The organism is Candidatus Sulfotelmatobacter sp. (genome assembly GCA_036500765.1).
Classification (GTDB): Bacteria; Acidobacteriota; Terriglobia; order Terriglobales; family Acidobacteriaceae; genus Sulfotelmatobacter.
In genome coordinates this window covers 1-17,635 of sequence record DASYBM010000013.1, presented here as the reverse complement: position 1 = coordinate 17,635, position 17,635 = coordinate 1, and the positions used below count along the sequence as shown (strand labels likewise).

The window sequence follows — 17,635 nt, the reverse complement described above, 5'->3', positions numbered from 1 at the left end:
AAGAGCTAACGCCGTCCCGAGTGAGCTACAACAGTTCACATCGACTCATTGAGCCGTATGAATGTATTCGCCGGGAGTATACATTTGCGAGCCTGAAGGAGCGACCACTCGTTTCTTGATCCCGTCTTGTATGAGAACCAATCCTTCGGGTGTATCTACGGCACATCCCCCTCCCGCCGTTGCCATGTTGATCTTGATTTCTGAGGCCCCCGAATTCCAGCGCCAAACCTCGCTGCCATCTTCTACGTTAAAGGCGATTAGCGTACCACCGCGAGTCGCGAAACCTAAATCCTTCTCTCCAAGCACCATCTCGTCGTGTAGGGCCCCAGCGTACCTGGGCAATGGGAACCTGTAGGCAACCTCGCCGTCTTTCGTGATTCGATAAACGAATTCCTCGGATGGGCCCCTTACCTTTTGTGAGAGGTCTGTGTGCGTTGCGCGAACGGACAACAGGACACCGTCAAAACCGTCCGGGATAATGTCTCCAGTCGGCGACATAACTGTCACCGGGGCGCTGAATGAAGAATGCTCATGTTTGGATGCATCGACGGTGCTGGTTTCCTGAGAGCCGTCAGAATGGATTCGCCATAGAAGCAGTTTGTCGTCGCGAGAAAACGAAACTTTTTGCGGATCAACCACAGAGCCCGCCGCACACGTGTCTGCGCCCACAGTCCAGTCGTTATCGGTGAACGCGGCGTAAGCATCCCCATCGGTATTTACAAAGAGACCGCTGGTGAGTACACGCAGTGCTTTAGAAACGGAACGGCCGGGAGCACAAATTATCTTGTCTCCAGATCGTGTGATGTTGACCTCACTCACGCGGGACCCTGGAATTTTGAGACTGAAAGCCTCGGCCCCGGTCGCTTCGTCTAATCCGATTATCGTAGCCCAAGTTCCATCGACGGATTGATTCAGCAGGTGCAGCAAATTACTGTAGTTAAGCGCATGCCCTTTCTTGACCCCCTCGAACTTGCGATGCCAAAGGGGTTTTCCGTCCTTGCTCACCACGTACAACGTGTAAAAGTCGGAGTGAACGTCAGCTAATACGGCGCCACCGAGATCGTCACCACAAACAAACTCGATTTTTCCAAATGCCTCCGGGATTCTATACAACCAAAGCTGCAATCCACGGTTTGAAAATGCACGAAGATAAGTTCCTTGACCCGTCTGATCTAGGGAGAACAGATCCGGACCATCGTCGGCTGGCACGGCCTGTAGGGTGCCAGTTTCGCGACCAATTGGCGGAACACTCCAGCGAATCCCCTTGAACTTCGATCCCTGCGGCCAGATTAAGATTTTTCGAGCCAGCGTCGTTCCGTCGGCCGATGCTGCGACATTAACGGATCCACTAGCTTTGGCGTACAGAACCGCGTGGCCGTTTTCTACTCTAATCTGCGCCAAATCGGGATCGTCGACAGACCAGTCGTCAGTGTGAAACTCGCTGCCTTGAGCATCGAGGATCTGGAGAGGCTGAATGTCGCCAATCTTGATATTCATCTCCGTGGGGGAAATGTGCCATCTGGAATCATCTTGGGCGTTAATCCAAAGTGGAATACATACGGCGAGGAAAACAATCGGCCCGAAGAGGGTGGGGCGTGAAGGCATGATAAAACTCCGCCCTAGATTACGAAGTAGGACAGGCTTCAACAAATTACAAACGTAATGCCGCCGCTAAGTTAAAGCAATGCCGCCCATTACACTCATTGACCGGGGCGCGGGTATTTCTCACGCGGTTGATTACGCCTTGATGTGGCAACTGGCCAGGCCGCGTTTTTCCAGATATTGCTGGTGGTAATCTTCCGCCGGGAAAAAAGTCACTGCGGGAACGATCTGCGTGGCGATTGGCTTCGAATAGCGGTGAGCCTTTTCGAGCGCCTCTTTCGAGGCCTGCGCCTGTTTAGCCTGCTCGGGCGAATAGAAGAAAATCGCGGAGCGGTATTGCGATCCCCAATCGGGGCCCTGGCGGTTTACCTGCGTGGGATCGTGATTCTCCCAGAAAACTTTGAGCAGATCGGCGTAGCTCACTTGCGCGGGATCGAACTCAACTTCCACCGCTTCGGCGTGGCCGGTGCGGTCGGTGCAGACTTCTTTGTATGTCGGATTCCCGGTCTGGCCTCCGGTGTAGCCGACGCGGGTTGAAATTACGCCGGGCATCTGCCGGAAGGTGGCTTCGACTCCCCAGAAACATCCTGCTGCGAAAGTGGCTTTCTCCATTGCGATTGGCTCCATGGTCTTGGCTGCGTCGGTCTTGGCTGCGTCGGTCTTGGTTCTGTCGATCTTGGTTCTGTCGGTCAGTGATGACGTTCATATTCTGCCTCATTGGATGATCAAACGCCAACAAGGTCTAGTAGTCTCGAAGCCTCTGCGTCCTTTGCTGCATTTCCTGGCGCACTTTGCGGTTTAATTTTTTCCGTCGGGCAGAGGCAAGAGTCAACCGCTCCTGACCCGCAAGGACGGTAAGAAATGCCGCACAGGACGCAAAGATAAGCAGGTGCCGATTTAGGACCTACTAAGTCACCGGCTTGTAAAATCCTGCGCTATCCCCCGTCGATCCGATTGACGCTCCCTCAGAATCACGGTAAAGTCCATGACAGAGTTTTAATCTTCCCCCCAGGGAAAGTTCTGTGGCATTCAAAAGTCGCCGCTTCGAAGCCGGGCCAAGAACTGTGCGCATCTCCGCACGGCTGATTCTATTGGCTTTGTTTTTCTTGGCTTTAGACTCATTCGCTGCGGCAGTAGACCCGGCGCCTGGCTCGGGATTCACGCCACCAACGCGCATCGGCTATCACACCGGCGATCAATGGGAGCCGGCCATTGCCGCCGACGGGCGCGGACACGTGTACGTTCTCTATCCGCAGTACGGAGCGGTTCCGGATTGTCCAACTTGCACGGCGCCCAGCGTTGCCCTGGTCGTCAGCAATGACAATGGCGTGACGTGGCAGCCTTCGAAGGCCCTGGAACCTTTTCCGACCGGGCAGTTCGATCCGCAGATTGTGGTCGATCCGGTGGACCGGCAGACCGTGTATGCGTCGTGGATGCAGAACAGCAAGCGCGACATCGTAGTGGCGCGCTCACTCGACTTCGGCCAGAGCTGGTCCTACTCGCTGGCTGAACGGGGCCGGGAAGACACCGACAAGCCGGTGCTGGCGGTGCGTGGAGCCGATGTGTATGTCGGGTTCAATCATGAAGAGAGATTTCTGGTCGCGGCTTCGCACGATGCCGGGCAGACCTTCAGCATGGTGCAGGTGAATTCCAATCCCGCTCCCGGATGGTCGCTGGCAGGCGGGGCCACCGTCGACGCGGCGGGCAACGTTTATTTCGGCTGGACCGCTTACGCGCGCCATGAAATGCCGACCCGCCCGGTGAGCGTGTATGTCAGCAGCTCGCACGATGGTGGACGCACCTGGGGCACGCTTCTGCTGGATGTTTCGAGCGCGCCTCCGGACTGTGCCGCGCAGAGCTGCGAAACGGGATTCCTAGGTCCGCAGATCGCGTTGGCCTCGGACGCCGCTGGCGCAATCTATGCTCTGTGGAACGCGGGTTCGGTAAACGGCGGGCCAGAGCACATCTACTTCTCTTCTTCGACCAGCGCGGGAGCGAGCTGGACCGAGCGAACCGTTGTATCGAATGCGGCGAATGGAGTGGAGCACGCCTTCCCTGCGATTGCCGCCGGTGCGTCCGGCGACGTTCGCGTGGCCTGGATGGATGCCAGAGCGACGGAGGCAGGCCATCCCAATCGCGGCCTCTGGAACACGTATTATCGAACCTCGACCAACGGCGGTGCGACCTGGAACGCGGAAACGCGGCTCTCCGGGCCCGTCCCGGACTATGACTATATTCTGCCGCGCGGATTTCGCTTTCCTTTCGGAGACTACTTCGGCCTCGCCATCGACGGCGACGGCGTGACCCATGCGGTGTGGGGCGAAGGCCGCGATTACCGCTCTCCTGGCTCGATCTGGTACACTCACGGCCGATAGCGCTCTCGTCTGGCGTTCGAATTCTGAGCGCCGCCCCTTCCATCCCTGCATGCGTCATGAGTGAAAGTACCCGCGATCAAAAATTGGGCATGGGACGCCGAATCACCCGTCGCGATTTCCTCGACGGGGTTGCGGTAGGCATTGGCGCACTTGGATTGCCCAAGCTGCCCGGTTTCGCCAAGAGCCCTCAGACAGACGCTTCGTCCAGGCATTCGAGCGAAGCCGTTTATCCGCCGGCACTCACTGGACTACGTGGCAGCCAGCCGGGGGCTTTCGAAGTGGCGCATGCTTTGCGCGATGGTACGTTCTGGGACGCCGCTGGAACTCCGATCCACACTTCCGGTCTTAGGTCTTAGGTTTGCCGGCGCTTGAGGTTTTCAAGAGCGAAGACCCAAGACCTAACACCCAGGTTCATTCCAGCAGCATACCGCCGATGAAGTCGGAAAGCCGGGCGACGTTGTGATCGCCGCACCACTCCTGCAACTCGTCGACAATTTTCTCGGTGGCGCAGGGATCCCAATAGCTGGCCGTGCCGATTTGCACGGCGGTGGCGCCGGCAAGCAAGAATTCCACAACGTCGGCCGCAGTGGAAATGCCACCCATGCCGATCACGGGAATCTTCACGGCATGTGCCGCGTCGTAGACCATGCGCACCGCGATGGGCTTGATCGCCGGGCCAGAGAGGCCGGCGGTGACGTTGGCGATGCGCGGCTTGCGCGTCTCAGGGTCAATTGCCATGGCCACGAACGTGTTGATGAGCGAGAGGGCGTCAGCGCCGGCTTCCTGCGCCACATACGCCATCTGCGCGATGCTGGTCACGTTCGGCGACAGCTTCACGATCAGCGGACGCCGCGCCACGCGTTTGGCGGTGGTCACGACTTCATCGAGCGAACGCGGGTCGCTGCCGAATTGCAGCCCTCCGTGGGCGGTGTTGGGGCAAGAGACATTCAACTCGTAAGCCGCGATGCCTTCGCCATCGTTGAGGATCTCGATGGTGCGCTCGTAGTCTTCGCGGGTATAGCCGAAAACATTGGCCAGCACGACGATGTTCTTGATCTCGCGCAAGTGCGGCAACTTCTCCGCGAGAAAGGCTTGCGCGCCGATGTTTTGCAGGCCGATGGCATTCAACATTCCAGCCGCGGTTTCCCACAGGCGCGGCGGAGGATTACCGATCATTGGCTCCTTCGAGAGTCCCTTCACGACGAATCCGCCGAGTTTGCCCAGATGCACGACGTCTTCAAACTCGACGCCGTAGCCAAATGTTCCGCTGGCGGCAATAATCGGGTTCTTCAGCGGAATGCCGGCCACGCTCACGCCGAGATCGGGAGCCGACGCGGCGGTCATGGTTTCGCGTTCCCCAGAGGGAAGGTTCTCATCGCGCAGTTAGTTTACACAGGCGGGCGGAATACGCCAAAGATGTCGTCGAGGGAAAAGTCGAACCGTGCACTGCCTAATGCGATGCTGACGCGCGCCGCAGGAAAATCGATGGGGCGCACATGACAGCCGTGGAGCGGAACTGACTCGCCCGTTTTTCCCGTGGGCGCGCCGCCGACATTTCGCCCTTTTCGTCGGTGGACAGAATCGACAGCGGCTGATTGCGCTTGGATTGGTGGCCGCTCGCCAAATGAAGAACAATCGCGATGACAATGCCGAAGGCGGCGCTGAAAGCGACGAAGGACCAGAGTGCGGGGAATCCGATAACGAAGATGAGAGCGCAGCCTATCGCGAATACGAGTCCCATCAATCCGCCGCCTACTGTCAGTCTATGCATGCTGATGCCCGGATGCCGATCTGCGGCCATGGATCACCTCCGCTTTCCCTTGATCATTCCACCGATGAACTCCCAGATACAAGCCTTTTCCGAAGCGTTGCAGTTAACTGAAGGGTTGTATCAGGGCATGTCGTTAGACATGCCGTATCTAGACAGAGACTAAAGTCGGCTTCAGCCGCTGCCCCAGCAACCCAGCGGCTGAAGCCGGGTCGGAACCGAGCCATCTGGCGGCACCGCTAAAGCGGATGCCCTGATACGAACCTTGTCGGATGCCTGATACGAACCTTTCTCGGACACCCTTGTACAGACCTTTCTTCTCCGACTCCGCTAAGTCTTGCGTGCATTCTGCGGCTCTTTTCCGATACATTAGTTGTTTCCTTTACTTGGTCTGATCTGACTCATGCTTGATCTGAATTTCGTTCGTGAAAACCTACCGCTTGTGGAAGATAAGCTGCGCCAGCGCGGACTGGATCCGGCTGCGGTGCTGCGCGACTTTCGGGAAGTCGAGACCGAGCGGCGCCAGGCCATTACCGAAGCGGAGACCAGCAAGGCGCAGCGTAATAAGGCGTCGGAAGAGATTGCGAAGCTGAAAAAAGGTGGGCAGGATGCCAGCGCTGCGATGAGCCAGACGAAGGACCTGCGCGAAAAGATCCAGGTGCTGGAAAAAACTGCGGCTGACCTTGATACTCGTCTGCGCGATATTCTCGCGGGCATTCCGAATTTGCCGCACGCCAGCGTCCCCATCGGCCACAGCGCCGAGGACAATGTCGAGGTGCGCCGCTGGGGCACGGCGCCGAAGTTCGATTTCACTCCGAAGGCACACTGGGATCTGGGGGCGGAACTTGGCATCCTCGATCTGGAGCGGGCTGTGAAACTGTCCGGGGCGCGGTTCGCAGTCTATTGGGATCTGGGCGCGAAGCTCGAGCGAGCGCTGGCTAACTTCATGCTCGACCTTCATACGCGCGAACATGGATATACCGAAGTTCTTCCTCCGTATCTGGTGAATTCTGAATCGATGTATGGCACTGGACAGTTGCCCAAGTTTGCGGCGGATCTTTTCCGCGTGCCGCACGGCGACAAGGATCTCTGGCTGATCCCGACAGCGGAAGTTCCAGTCACCAATCTCTATCGTGACGAAGTGCTCGAGCAGGCGCGGCTTCCGCTCTCGCTCACCGCTTACACGCCTTGTTTTCGCAGCGAGGCGGGATCGTACGGGAAAGATGTGCGCGGGATTATCCGGCAACATCAGTTTCAGAAAGTCGAACTGGTGAAGTTCACGCGCCCGGAACATTCCTACGACGAGCACGAAACACTCACGCGCAATGCGGAGGAGGTTCTCCAGAAGCTCGGTCTGCATTACCGCATAGTCAAGCTTTGCACCGGAGACATGAGCGCGGCCTCGGCGAAGACGTACGACATTGAGGTGTGGCTGCCAGGGCAGCAGTTGTATCGGGAGATTTCGTCGTGCTCGAACTTCGAGTCGTATCAGGCGCGGCGGGCCAACATTCGTTATCGTCCGGAGGGTAAGAATAAGACCGACTTCGTGCACACGCTGAACGGAAGTGGGCTGGCCGTCGGCCGCACCTGGGTTGCGATCGTGGAAAATTATCAGCAGGCGGATGGGAGCGTCGTGATTCCCGAGGCGCTGCGGCCATATATTGGCGCGGATAGGATTACGGCGAAGAAGTTTTGAGCTGCCGGCGAAAAGCAGGTTCCTCACCGGCGTAGAATTCCGGTTCGGAGTGACAACGTGATAATGTAAGCCGGGTGTCAAGCTAGACGCTAGAAGCTAGAAGCTTTCACCCAGGAACGAGTAGACTTGCAAAGAATAGAACTCACGACTACCGCGCCCAGCGCGCCCTTGCCCATGAACGCCGTCTGGCGAACAATTCGCGGATACATTCTGTGGCAATACGAGCGGGGCACGCTTCACTACGACATAATGGTGACGCTGATCATCCTATTTGTCCTGTTCTCGCCGCGAGTGATCAACTTCAATGACAAACCCATCGCCCGGATTCCGCATCCGACTGACGTTATCGTGTCAGCCGATGCCGAGGGCCATCTTTTCTATCAGGTCGAGGCCAACGCGATTTCGCCGGGCAACGATCAGGCCGTGCGCGAGCAGTTGCTGCGGATTATCGAACCGATTTCGGGTGCGGTTTCAATTGTGAGTTATGAAACCGTCTCCGACCACAAGGGAAAAGTGCAAGGCTACAAAGTGCTGGCCAAGCGGGATTGAAAATAGGAGCCAAGTAGTTGGAGCGCGGCGTCCGAATCGCAATCGCAAGGGTCGAATGCAGATGACACGTTTCTCGCTGGTGCTTCCGATTGGGCTGATTTCCTGTCTTTCTCTTTTTTTTCCGCAGGCGCCAACTTCATCCCCACTAGATGCGGTTTTAAAAAAAATGGATTCGACCTCTGCGACCTTCCGCACGACGCAAGCCGATTTCGAATGGGATACGTACGAAAAAGTGATCGATGAACTCGACGACATTGAGACAGGAACCATCTATTACCGTCGCAATGGCAAAGACATCGAGATGATGGCCGAAGTCAAGAAGGCGGGCGGCGATCCAAAAAACCTGAAACCGGAGCCTAAATACGTTCTCTTCAGCAACGGCATCATCCGCATGTATCAGCCCAAGCCCGACCAGGTGACCGTCTACGATCTCGGCAAGAATAGAAGCGAGTTCGAAAGTTATCTCGTGCTCGGCTTCGGCGGAAGCGGGCAGGATCTGGTGAAGGCATTTGACGTAACGTATGTCGGTCCGGAGACCGTCAACGGCGTTGCCACCGCTCAGTTGCAATTGATCCCAAAATCTGAAAAAGTTCGCAACACCTACAACAAGATTCTCCTTTGGATCGATCTCGACAAGGGAATTTCGGTGCAACAGAAATTTATTACGCCGCAGGGCGATTATCGCCTGACCAAGTACTCCAACATTCAGCTGAACGAGAAGAAAATTCCCGACAGCGTTTTTAAACTGAATACGACCAGTAAGACGCAAACGATTTCACCTAAGGGATAAGTCATTGAATCTGAAAGGGATGAAGGTGCGCAGAGAATTGCATGCGGGAAGCTAGACTGACCGCGCTATACTTGAACCTTCAGTTTGAGTCCATTCATGGCCAAGGTTTTTACGATTACTGTCCCCCCGAAGCTGGGAAATAAGCGCAGAGAGCGCAACACAGATCCTCGTTATGTCGACGGCCAGCGCCTGCTGGTCGAAGCCATGAAATATCTGGCACAAGCCGACCCGGTGCAGAACCGCCCCGCCATCGAACTGATCTCGGAACATGTGCGCACCCGCTTCCGCATGAGCGACTCGCCGCTGGGGTAAGCGGGCGGAAGCCTCGGCAATTTCCTAAGTTGTTTTCGGCAGCGCACTTGCTGGCGCAGTTGCCGGCTCAGAAAATCCAATTTCATTTCGCTGCGTGATAACTCCTCGCAGCAGTGTTCAGAACGTCAGTCTCGCCGCCAGCTGGATAATGCGTGGATCGTGCGTCGAGGTCACTTGGCCGAATTGGGCGCTATTGATGTTGGTCACTGGATTGATGAAGTTTGCGTGGTTGAAAATGTTGAAGAACTCAGCACGGAATTCCAACTTCATCCGCTCGGCGATCAGAGCAGTCGTTTTAGCCAGCGCCAGGTCGACATTCACAAAGCCCGGGCCCTGTAGGGAGTTGCGTGCCAAACCGCCGTAAGTGGCCAGCGAAGGATTGGCCACCACTTGGTCGTTGGAGGGCAGCATAGTCGGCCCCGGCGTGCAGGCCGGGGGCTGATTCTGGTCGTTATTCGGGGGGCATTGTGCGTTGCTGAAGCTGTTGGGATTGAACCAGTAGTTAGCCGGACCTTGCCCGAAGTCCTGCGGATGGCGAGGATTCAGGGAATTAGACGGCCCTATGACATTTGCGTGAACGTTGTAGGGGTCTCCGGCGGCCGATGGGCCTTCCGCTTGAGGATCAAATCGGTCTCCCAGACTCGCGTAGATGTCATAGGGAAAGCCCGTATGATACGTGACGATGGGGAACAGACTCCATCCCTGAGTCAGGCGCTTTGGGCCGGACTCCCATGCTCTATCCCAAGGCATGTCCCATCCGCCACTGAATGTGATTCGGTTGCGCACGTCCTGATCGCTGTCGGCCCGGAAAAGACCTGTGTTGTAGGTCGGTACGCTGCTGTTCCGCTGACGGAATCCAGAAGCATTGTCGATGCTGTGGGACAAGGTATAACCCAGAGTGAAATAAGTGTGACCGATATAGCGCACGTCGGCAAATTGCCGGGTGAGGCTGGCTTGCAGACTGTGGTAGACCGCCTGGCTGACGTTCCTGAATTCGAGCAAGTTGTCAAAGCTGCAAGTGGGACCCGTGCTTGTGCCGTTATCTATCGCACGCTGGGTCTCGGTTTCATCAAGGCAGGAACTGTTGCCGGGCGTCAGGTTCAAAATGCGATCCGTAGTGCCGAGCACGAATGGGTTGATGTCTTGTAATGAGGTCAGGCCATGAGAACTGCTGCCGACGTAGCTGGCTTCCGCTAGGAGATTGCCCTTCAGTTCGTGCTGCACGCTGAGGTTGTATTGGTACGTATAAGGGGTGCGCAGATTGGGATCCACCAGATACACCGAGCCTCCCGAATTTATGGGAAGAAATCCGGCAGCGCCAAAGTCGAGGTTCGATGCCGGCGGATGTGATGGAAATGGGTTCACCGTACCGGTTGCGTCCCAGGGATCCTGGTAGTAGCCCACCGGGCCAGTAGCGCCAGAAACGCTGGGGAAGTACAGTCCCACCGAGGAGAAGAATGGCGGCTGTCCGTTGAACTGGAGGTTGTCTTCGCCCTTCAGGACGTCATAGAACATTCCGATGCCGCCGCGAACGCTGGTCTTTCCGTCGCCGCGTGGGTCCCAGGCAAAACCGAAACGCGGACCCCAGTTGTTGCGCTGCGGAAAATTAACTCCCTTCGGAGCGTTGGGGTCGCCCGGAAACAGCATGCCGATCGGAGCGTTAGGGAAAACAATAGACGGGGTAGTCACTCCGGGAATCACCGAGAAAGAACGACCCTGGGTGTCGAACTTCGGCGAGCTGTATTCGTAGCGCAGCCCAAAATTGACCGAGAGGTTTTTAGCGATCCGCCACTCATCCTGCGCGAAACCGTAATAAGCCTTGCTGCGAATGTTCGACGGCGCAGAGGGATACTGGTAATACGCGGATGGGATGCCCAACAGGAAATCGGCCAGCCCGTTCTGCGATCCCGCTCCCCCGGCGTAAAAGTCCCACTCTCCGTTTACATAGTAGTCGTAAAGTGTATTGTTCTGATAGGCGGACACGCCGGTTCCGAATTTCAAGTTGTGGTGGCCGTGGATGTAAGTGAGAGCTTCGGTAAACCCAAACGTGTTGCTGACCAGCGTAGTGGGACCTTGTTCGCTGTATCCGACTTGCAGGCCGTTGTCGAACCATAGGTTCGGCGGACCGGTGGCCTGATCGGGCGTCGTCCCGAAGCCCATGGCAGCGGCGGTTTGAGACTTGAACGCGCCGGTGGTGGCGTCCTGCCCGGCATTATTTCGTTGCACAAATACTCTGAATTCATTGAGCAGGTTGGTTGTGAAGGTTCGGCTGTAGGTGAGATTCGAGAAATAGCTGTTGTTATAGCTGATGTTGGAATAGCCCGGCACAGTAGCGAAGTTAAACGGGAACAGAAGAGGCTCGCGACGCCCGCCCAGGGTGACGGAAAGTTTGTCCTTCTGGGTGACGAGGAAGTCGAACTTCATGGTGAGTTCGTTGTAGTTGTCGCTCTGCGCGCCCTGATAATCGTGGACGCCGGTTGGGTCGGTGGGGATCATGCCTTTGCTGATGTAATTCTGTGCGACGGGATCGATTGTCGTGGGATCAATAATGCCCTGCGCGGCCAGAGCAGGGTTTTGCTGGAAGTATGGATTCGGGGTGCCCTGAATCGGGTTTCCATTTTGATCCGTGGCACAGCCAGTTCCACCCGGATAATAACCGGTGAGAAAGCAGACCACGTTTGGGTCTGGGCTTCCATTATTGGCAGTTGAAAAATCTCCGTTCAACTCCGCAGGCGTGTACACCGTAAAGGGAGTTGTGGTCGTCTGCTCGGAGAGTCGCTGGCCCTGATAGCCAACAAAAAAGAAAAACTTGTCTTTCTTAATCGGGCCGCCGAAGGTGGCGCCGTATTGGTTGCGCTTGAGCACGTTACGGGGCAAGCCCTGAGCGTTGTTAATGAAAGTATTGGCGTTAAAGGCGTCGTTGCGCAAAAACTCGAAGGCGCTTCCATGCCAATCGTTGGTGCCGGACTTGGTCACTACGCTGATCACGCCGCCGCCGTTTCGTCCATATTCGGCCGAATAGTTACTCTCGAGGACTCGGAACTCGGCAATCGTATCGGGATTAGGGTTGTAAACGACGCTGTTGTCGAGCAGGTTATTATTGAGCGCGCCGTCGAGCAGGAAAGTCACGGAATCTGATCGTCCGCCGCCGATACTGTAGGTACCCGCCGCAGTGCTGTCGTCATTGGTCTCAGTCACGCCCGGCATGAGCTTCGCCAGATCGAGAACGTCGCGGCCATTTAACGGGGCGCGCTGAATGGTCTCGCCGACAATGCTCGTGCCCACTGTCTGATTGACGGTTTCGACGTTGGCCGCCTGCCCCGTAACCTCGACGACCTCTGAAAGCTGGCCGACGACCAGTTTGGCATCGAGGCGCAACGACTGGTTAATCTGGAGAGCCTGGTGTTCGAAGGCCTGCCGGCGGAATCCTGACATTTCCACCGAGATCTTGTACGTGCCAATCGGCAGAGAGAGGATTTCGTAGAACCCATTCTTATCGCTGGTCGTCGAGTTGGAGATTTGCGTGCCAAGGTTAGTGGCCGTGACCTTGGCCCCGACCAACGCCGCGCCAGTTTGATCGGTTACGTTGCCCACAATTCGGCCAGTGGCTTCCTGCGCTGCGGCCAGCCCAACAAACAGGGCTGCCATTGCCACCAAAGAGAGAACCCCGCGAACCCGTCCCAGAATCATCATTGCGCTATCCCCCGAACTCCAACTGGACAAAATGAAACGCCAGCGCATGCACTACCATGCGCAGTGAAAAAGTCATATAACAAAATTGCCTTTGCCCAGGAACGAAAACGCGTGGCAAAAAGACCCCGGGACTTGTTGGGGCGCTATTGTGCAACTTCATCGCCACGATATTCAAGTTGAATTTGCGGCAGTTAGCGCTTCCTGAAACGATTGAATACGGCATTCCACAGATTCCGTTCCAGATTTGGAACTTCATGCCCGTCGGTGAAAAAGCCCGGACGCAAGAATTATGACCACGGGATAGCATTCCAGCGTGTAACGGGGCTCGGGATTTTCCAGAGTTCCGAGAAATGCCGAGCGCAGCAGCAGAAATAAAATGAATAGGCCGATGCCAAAAATTGCGCGCGCGCGCACCAGGCCGGCAGCGGCCATCGTCACATAGGCGAGATTGATCGCGCCAAATCCCAGGCTGACGGCGAGCCAGCGTTCGTCATCGTTAAACTCCCACCAGCGCGGATCGGACGGAAAAAGTTCGGTGCGCGGGCGCAGCCACATATCTGCGATGCGGAGTGCAGGAAGCCACAAATAATATCGGGTTGGCGCGGCGCGAACCCGCTCGGCAGCGAGAGCTGCGAAGCGAGCGTCGAGTGCCGGAGTCATGTCGTGATCGCGGTTATAGTCGGCGAAAAGTGCCGCGGTGCGCTGGCGCTGTGAATCGGAATCGAATGCGCGATCGGGGAGCTTGGTCAAATCGATTTCCGAACCCGGGACGCTCCAGTAAATCTCTTGTACCGAGACGTAGTCGGCAATCCAGGTCTTCGTCCAGCGATTGAAGCCATTCATCACCATGTCGTCAGAGTCGGTGGCATAACGCGGAGCCAAAGGCTCGAAGCGATGAAGCGTGTGCAGGTTGCGCAGCGTCCACGGCACCAGAGGAGCGAGGGCTCCGGCCGCGAGCAGCACTCCGGCCCAGAGGATGGTTCGAGGAGCAAGCGTTCGTTGAGCAGAAGTTCGTTCAACAATCGGCAGAGCGCCTCGCTCCTTGAGCTGACGCACGAGCCGCCAGAGCAAGTATCCGCCAATCGCTGCCAGCAAAATCCCTCCGTCAGGCCGCAGCAGAATCGCCGCCCCCACGGATAATCCGCAGCCGAGCCAGATCAAGATGAGACGAGCCGGTGATGTTGTGTACGAGGCGGCGTCCTCGCCTGCCCCTAACCCGCGCAACGCCAACTCGAGAGCGAGTGCGGTGAAGAAAATCTCCAGCGTCTCAGTCAGGGCCGTAGCCGCATAGTTAGCTAGAAAAGGACAGAATGCGGCCAGAAGAAATGCCGCCTTCGCGGCTCGCCTGGAGAAAAGGCGAAGCGCCATATCGGCGATCAAAAAGCAGGTGGCCAGGTCGAACAATACCTGCACCAGCAGGACCGCGCGAAAATTTCCGGTCCCAAACAGCGCGAAAATCGCGGCCAGAAATGCGGGGTAGCCGGGGAGCCGCGAGAGCGTGGGCACGATTGCCCCGGAGTTGGTTATGCCATAGGTACCGTGATGCAGCCAGTTGTTTGCAATGTCGGCATAAAATCGCGAATCGTCAACGACTCCGGGAAAGCGTACCACCAGGAATAGCCGCAACCCCAGCGCCGCTAAACTCGCCAAAACAAAGAAACGTGCCTTCTTGCCTGCTAGATCCTTTGCCAGTTCCTGCACGCGCACGCTGCGAATGATAGCGCGTTTCGCGCAATCCCTGTGGCGCGAAATTGCATCTCATAACTAAGGGCAATCGAATCTCATCCTGCGGTCGCCGAGAATTGACCGGGTGCGCTCGGCAGCATACGATAAACAGTTACTGCTCCTCCCCATGGCTCAGCCAGTCTTCTATGATCCGCGACGCGCCCGGTGGAAACGCCTGCGACGCCTGGTCGACGTTACCGCGGTCCTGGTTTCTACCCTGATTATTTTCTTCGTCTACACCGCGCTGCGGGACGAGCCACTGCCCGAACTTCTCTTCTCTCCGCAAAAGCGCGCCTTCAAAGCTCTGAAAGAGAGTGAGAAGGAAAAAGCTCGCGACCGCTTAAAAAAAATAGTTGCGCGGTCGCACCGCAGATCCAAACTGGCGGCGTCGCAGGTGACATTGAATCAGGAGGAAGGAATTCGCGCGGCCTTCTATGTGCCCTGGGATGCGGCCAGCTTCTCGTCGCTGCGCGCCTACGCCCACCAGGTTGACATTCTTTATCCTGACTGGCTTCACGTGCTCACGCCAGACGGACGACTCCAGGGCGTCGACGACCAGACCAATAAATATTTCGACGTCGTGCAGGGCAACTCGGTCCTGCCGGTCGACGACAAAGTGATGCCGTTTCTGAAGACGGAAGACCCCGCCATGGAAGTCTTTCCTATGGTGAACAATTCAGACGGCGCCAATTGGGTCGGGGATATTGTTGGCTTCCTCAACGATCCGAACGCGCGAGCTCACTTTCGCCAGCAAACCGGACAGTTTCTTTCCTCCGGGCATTACCGCGGCCTGATGATCGATTTTGAGGCCTTTCCGCCGAGCGGCCAAGCTGGGTATATGGCTCTGTTGAAAGAATTGTACGGCGATCTGCACAGTCGCGGCCTGAAGCTCTACGTGGCCGTGCCGCCGCACAGCAACGAATACGATTATCCCGCGATCGCCTCGGGAGCCGACGGCGTGGTGCTCATGAATTACGACGAGCATTATCCCGGGGCTGAGTCCGGTCCCGTAGCTTCGCAAGACTGGTTCGTACAGAACCTGAAATTTGCCGAGAAGGTGATTCCCAAAGAAAAGATCATTTGCGCCATCGCAAATTATGGCTATGACTGGGCCCTGAAACCGAAAAAAGGAACGCTGCCTCCCGAAGAACACGACAGCACTGTCAGCGTGCAGGATGCATGGCTAGCCGCGCGCGATTCCGACGAAGATGTCAACTTTGACGATGACGCCATGAATCCGCATTTCAGCTACCTCGACGAACGAAGCGTGCAGCACGATATCTGGTTCCTGGATGCGGTTACCGCCCTGAACCACATGAGGTCCGCGCAGAACCTGGGCATCCAGACATTCGCGCTCTGGCGCCTGGGCAGCGAAGACCGCTCCTTGTGGCGGGTGTGGGACGTACCCGGCGACGCAGGCGCAATTGACAAACTGCGCGACGTGCCCCCTGGTGCAGGCGTGGATATGGAGGGTCAGGGTGAAATCCTGCGCATCGAAGATAAGCCCGCGCATGGTACGCGTGACCTGACCCGCGATGACACCAGCAAGTTAATCGCCGATGAAGTCTTCCAGAACCTGCCCGAGCCTTACCGCGTGGGTCGATATGGCTACAGCCCGAACAAAGTTGCACTCACGTTCGACGACGGTCCGGATCCCCAGTGGACGCCGAAAATCCTCGATGTGCTCAAACAGAAAAACGCGACCGCCACTTTTTTCCTGATCGGCATCCAGGCCGATAAGTTTTCGGGAATCGTGAAGCGGATTTACAACGAAGGCAACACCATCGGGAACCACACCTTCACGCATCCCGACATCAGCAACATCTCCAACGCCTATGTGAAGGTAGAGCTCAATCTGGCGGAGCGCCTATTTGCGAGCCTGGTGGGCGTGCGCGTCACATTGATGCGACCACCCTATGCGATTGATGAGGAGCCCGATACCGCGGACCAGGTGCGCCCGCTCGAGATTCCGCAGGAGATGGGCTACGTTACCGTCGGCAACCGCATCGATCCCGACGACTGGAGCGGGAGTCCTTCGGCCGAAAAGATTTCGGCCTATGTGCTCTCACATCTTCCGCCCTGCCGCCCGGAAAACCTGCGCTGTGGCAACGTCGTTTTGCTGCACGATGGCGGCGGCAATCGCGCCGAAACCGTGCGCGCTCTGCCCACGATCATCGACGGCATCCGGGCTCGCGGGTACGAGATCGCTCCGGTTTACGAACTGCTCGGCAAAACTCGCGCCGACGTAATGGCTCCATTGCCCGCGGGCGAACTGTGGTGGGCCCGGCTCGACCGATTCGGTTTTTGGCTGTTCGGGGCTGGAATCGCCTTGATCACCTGGGTCTTTCTTGTCGGCGATGTATTGATGACCGGTCGTCTTATCTTTATTGGAGCGGCTGCGATTTACGACCGTGTGCGCGAGAAGATACTCGGCAAACCCGCTGAAGTCGCTTCCTACAGGCCGAAAGTTGCGGTGCTCATTCCCGCCTACAACGAAGAGAAAGTAATCGAGCGCACCGTGCGCGCGGCGCTCAACTCGAATTATCCCAACCTGCGCGTAATCGTGATTGACGATGGTTCGAAAGACCGCACGCTCGAGGTGGCGCGCAGAACTTTCTCTGCGGAAACCGCGGCGGGGAAAGTTCTGATCCTCGGAAAACCGAACTCGGGTAAGGCCGAAGCCCTCAACTACGGTATCGAGCACATCGGCGATGCGGAAATCTTCGTAGGAATCGACGCCGATACCATCATCGCTCCGGATGCGATCTCGCGCCTGGTGCCGCATTTCATCAATCCCAAAGTCGGCGCCATGGCGGGCAATGCGAAAGTCGGCAACCGCGTAAATCTTTGGACGCGCTGGCAGGCGCTCGAATACATCACCAGCCAGAATTTTGAGCGTCGCGCGCTGGATCTGTTTAACGTGGTCACCGTCATACCAGGCGCCATCGGCGGATGGCGCACGGAGGCGGTACGCCATGGTGGCGGTTATCCCATCAACACGGTGGCGGAAGACGCCGACCTCACCATGAACCTGCTCGAGCAGGGCTATAAGGTCATCTATGAAGATCAGGCGCTCGCCTTCACCGAAGCGCCGGTGGATGCGAAGGGCCTTATGCGCCAGCGCT

Annotated in this window: 13 protein-coding genes; 7 read left to right on the top strand and 6 right to left on the bottom strand. The window is 57.0% G+C overall.

The genetic code is table 11. The annotated features are described in order from the left end of the window. Nucleotides 1–45 precede the first annotated feature (45 nt). On the bottom strand, nt 46–1,605 hold the full coding sequence (locus VGM18_15120) for a hypothetical protein (protein HEY3974335.1): 1,560 nt from the start codon (nt 1,603–1,605) through the stop codon (nt 46–48). Between the two features lie 132 nt (nt 1,606–1,737). Further along, on the bottom strand, nt 1,738–2,214 hold the full coding sequence (gene msrA, locus VGM18_15115; GenBank protein ID HEY3974334.1) for a peptide-methionine (S)-S-oxide reductase MsrA: 477 nt from the start codon (nt 2,212–2,214) through the stop codon (nt 1,738–1,740). A 410-nt stretch (nt 2,215–2,624) separates the two neighbouring features. On the opposite strand from msrA, the gene VGM18_15110 reads away from it, so the two are divergent. Both VGM18_15110 and VGM18_15105 read left to right on the top strand, forming a co-directional pair. After that, nucleotides 2,625–3,977 carry a sialidase family protein gene (locus VGM18_15110; protein ID HEY3974333.1) on the top strand — a complete coding sequence of 451 codons (1,353 nt, stop codon included), beginning with the start codon at nt 2,625–2,627 and terminating at the stop codon, nt 3,975–3,977. Between the two features lie 56 nt (nt 3,978–4,033). Then, nucleotides 4,034–4,333, top strand: a complete 300-nt coding sequence (locus VGM18_15105; protein ID HEY3974332.1) for a twin-arginine translocation signal domain-containing protein — start codon at nt 4,034–4,036, stop codon at nt 4,331–4,333. Between the two features lie 55 nt (nt 4,334–4,388). Here VGM18_15105 and VGM18_15100 read toward each other — a convergent pair whose 3' ends face one another. After that, nucleotides 4,389–5,321: a dihydroorotate dehydrogenase gene (locus VGM18_15100; protein ID HEY3974331.1), complete on the bottom strand. Its 933-nt coding sequence runs from the start codon at nt 5,319–5,321 to the stop codon at nt 4,389–4,391. 106 nt (nt 5,322–5,427) lie between these two features. Beyond that, on the bottom strand, nt 5,428–5,778 hold the full coding sequence (locus VGM18_15095; GenBank protein HEY3974330.1) for a hypothetical protein: 351 nt from the start codon (nt 5,776–5,778) through the stop codon (nt 5,428–5,430). Nucleotides 5,779–6,148: 370 nt separating this feature from the next. Between VGM18_15095 and serS the strand changes: the two genes are divergently transcribed. The 4 genes from serS (at nt 6,149) to VGM18_15075 (ending at nt 9,092) form a co-directional block, all read left to right on the top strand. After that, nucleotides 6,149–7,441, top strand: coding sequence for a serine--tRNA ligase (gene serS / locus VGM18_15090; GenBank protein HEY3974329.1), 1,293 nt, complete (start codon nt 6,149–6,151; stop codon nt 7,439–7,441). A 126-nt stretch (nt 7,442–7,567) separates the two neighbouring features. Continuing rightward, nucleotides 7,568–7,990 (top strand): hypothetical protein, encoded by a 423-nt coding sequence (locus tag VGM18_15085; protein ID HEY3974328.1) that lies wholly within the window; start codon nt 7,568–7,570, stop codon nt 7,988–7,990. Nucleotides 7,991–8,156: 166 nt separating this feature from the next. Next, nucleotides 8,157–8,780, top strand: coding sequence for an outer membrane lipoprotein carrier protein LolA (locus VGM18_15080; GenBank protein ID HEY3974327.1), 624 nt, complete (start codon nt 8,157–8,159; stop codon nt 8,778–8,780). A gap of 96 nt (nt 8,781–8,876) precedes the next feature. After that, a complete protein-coding gene (locus tag VGM18_15075; GenBank protein HEY3974326.1) occupies nt 8,877–9,092 on the top strand; it encodes a hypothetical protein in 216 nt (71 codons plus the stop codon). A gap of 117 nt (nt 9,093–9,209) precedes the next feature. Here VGM18_15075 and VGM18_15070 read toward each other — a convergent pair whose 3' ends face one another. Both VGM18_15070 and VGM18_15065 read right to left on the bottom strand, forming a co-directional pair. Further along, nucleotides 9,210–12,785, bottom strand: a complete 3,576-nt coding sequence (locus tag VGM18_15070; GenBank protein HEY3974325.1) for a carboxypeptidase regulatory-like domain-containing protein — start codon at nt 12,783–12,785, stop codon at nt 9,210–9,212. A gap of 252 nt (nt 12,786–13,037) precedes the next feature. Further along, a complete protein-coding gene (locus tag VGM18_15065) occupies nt 13,038–14,435 on the bottom strand; it encodes a glycosyltransferase family 39 protein (GenBank protein ID HEY3974324.1) in 1,398 nt (465 codons plus the stop codon). Nucleotides 14,436–14,637: 202 nt separating this feature from the next. Here VGM18_15065 and VGM18_15060 point away from each other — a divergent pair. Next, the coding region (locus VGM18_15060; protein HEY3974323.1) for a polysaccharide deacetylase family protein at nt 14,638–17,635 on the top strand (2,998 nt) is incomplete at its 3' end.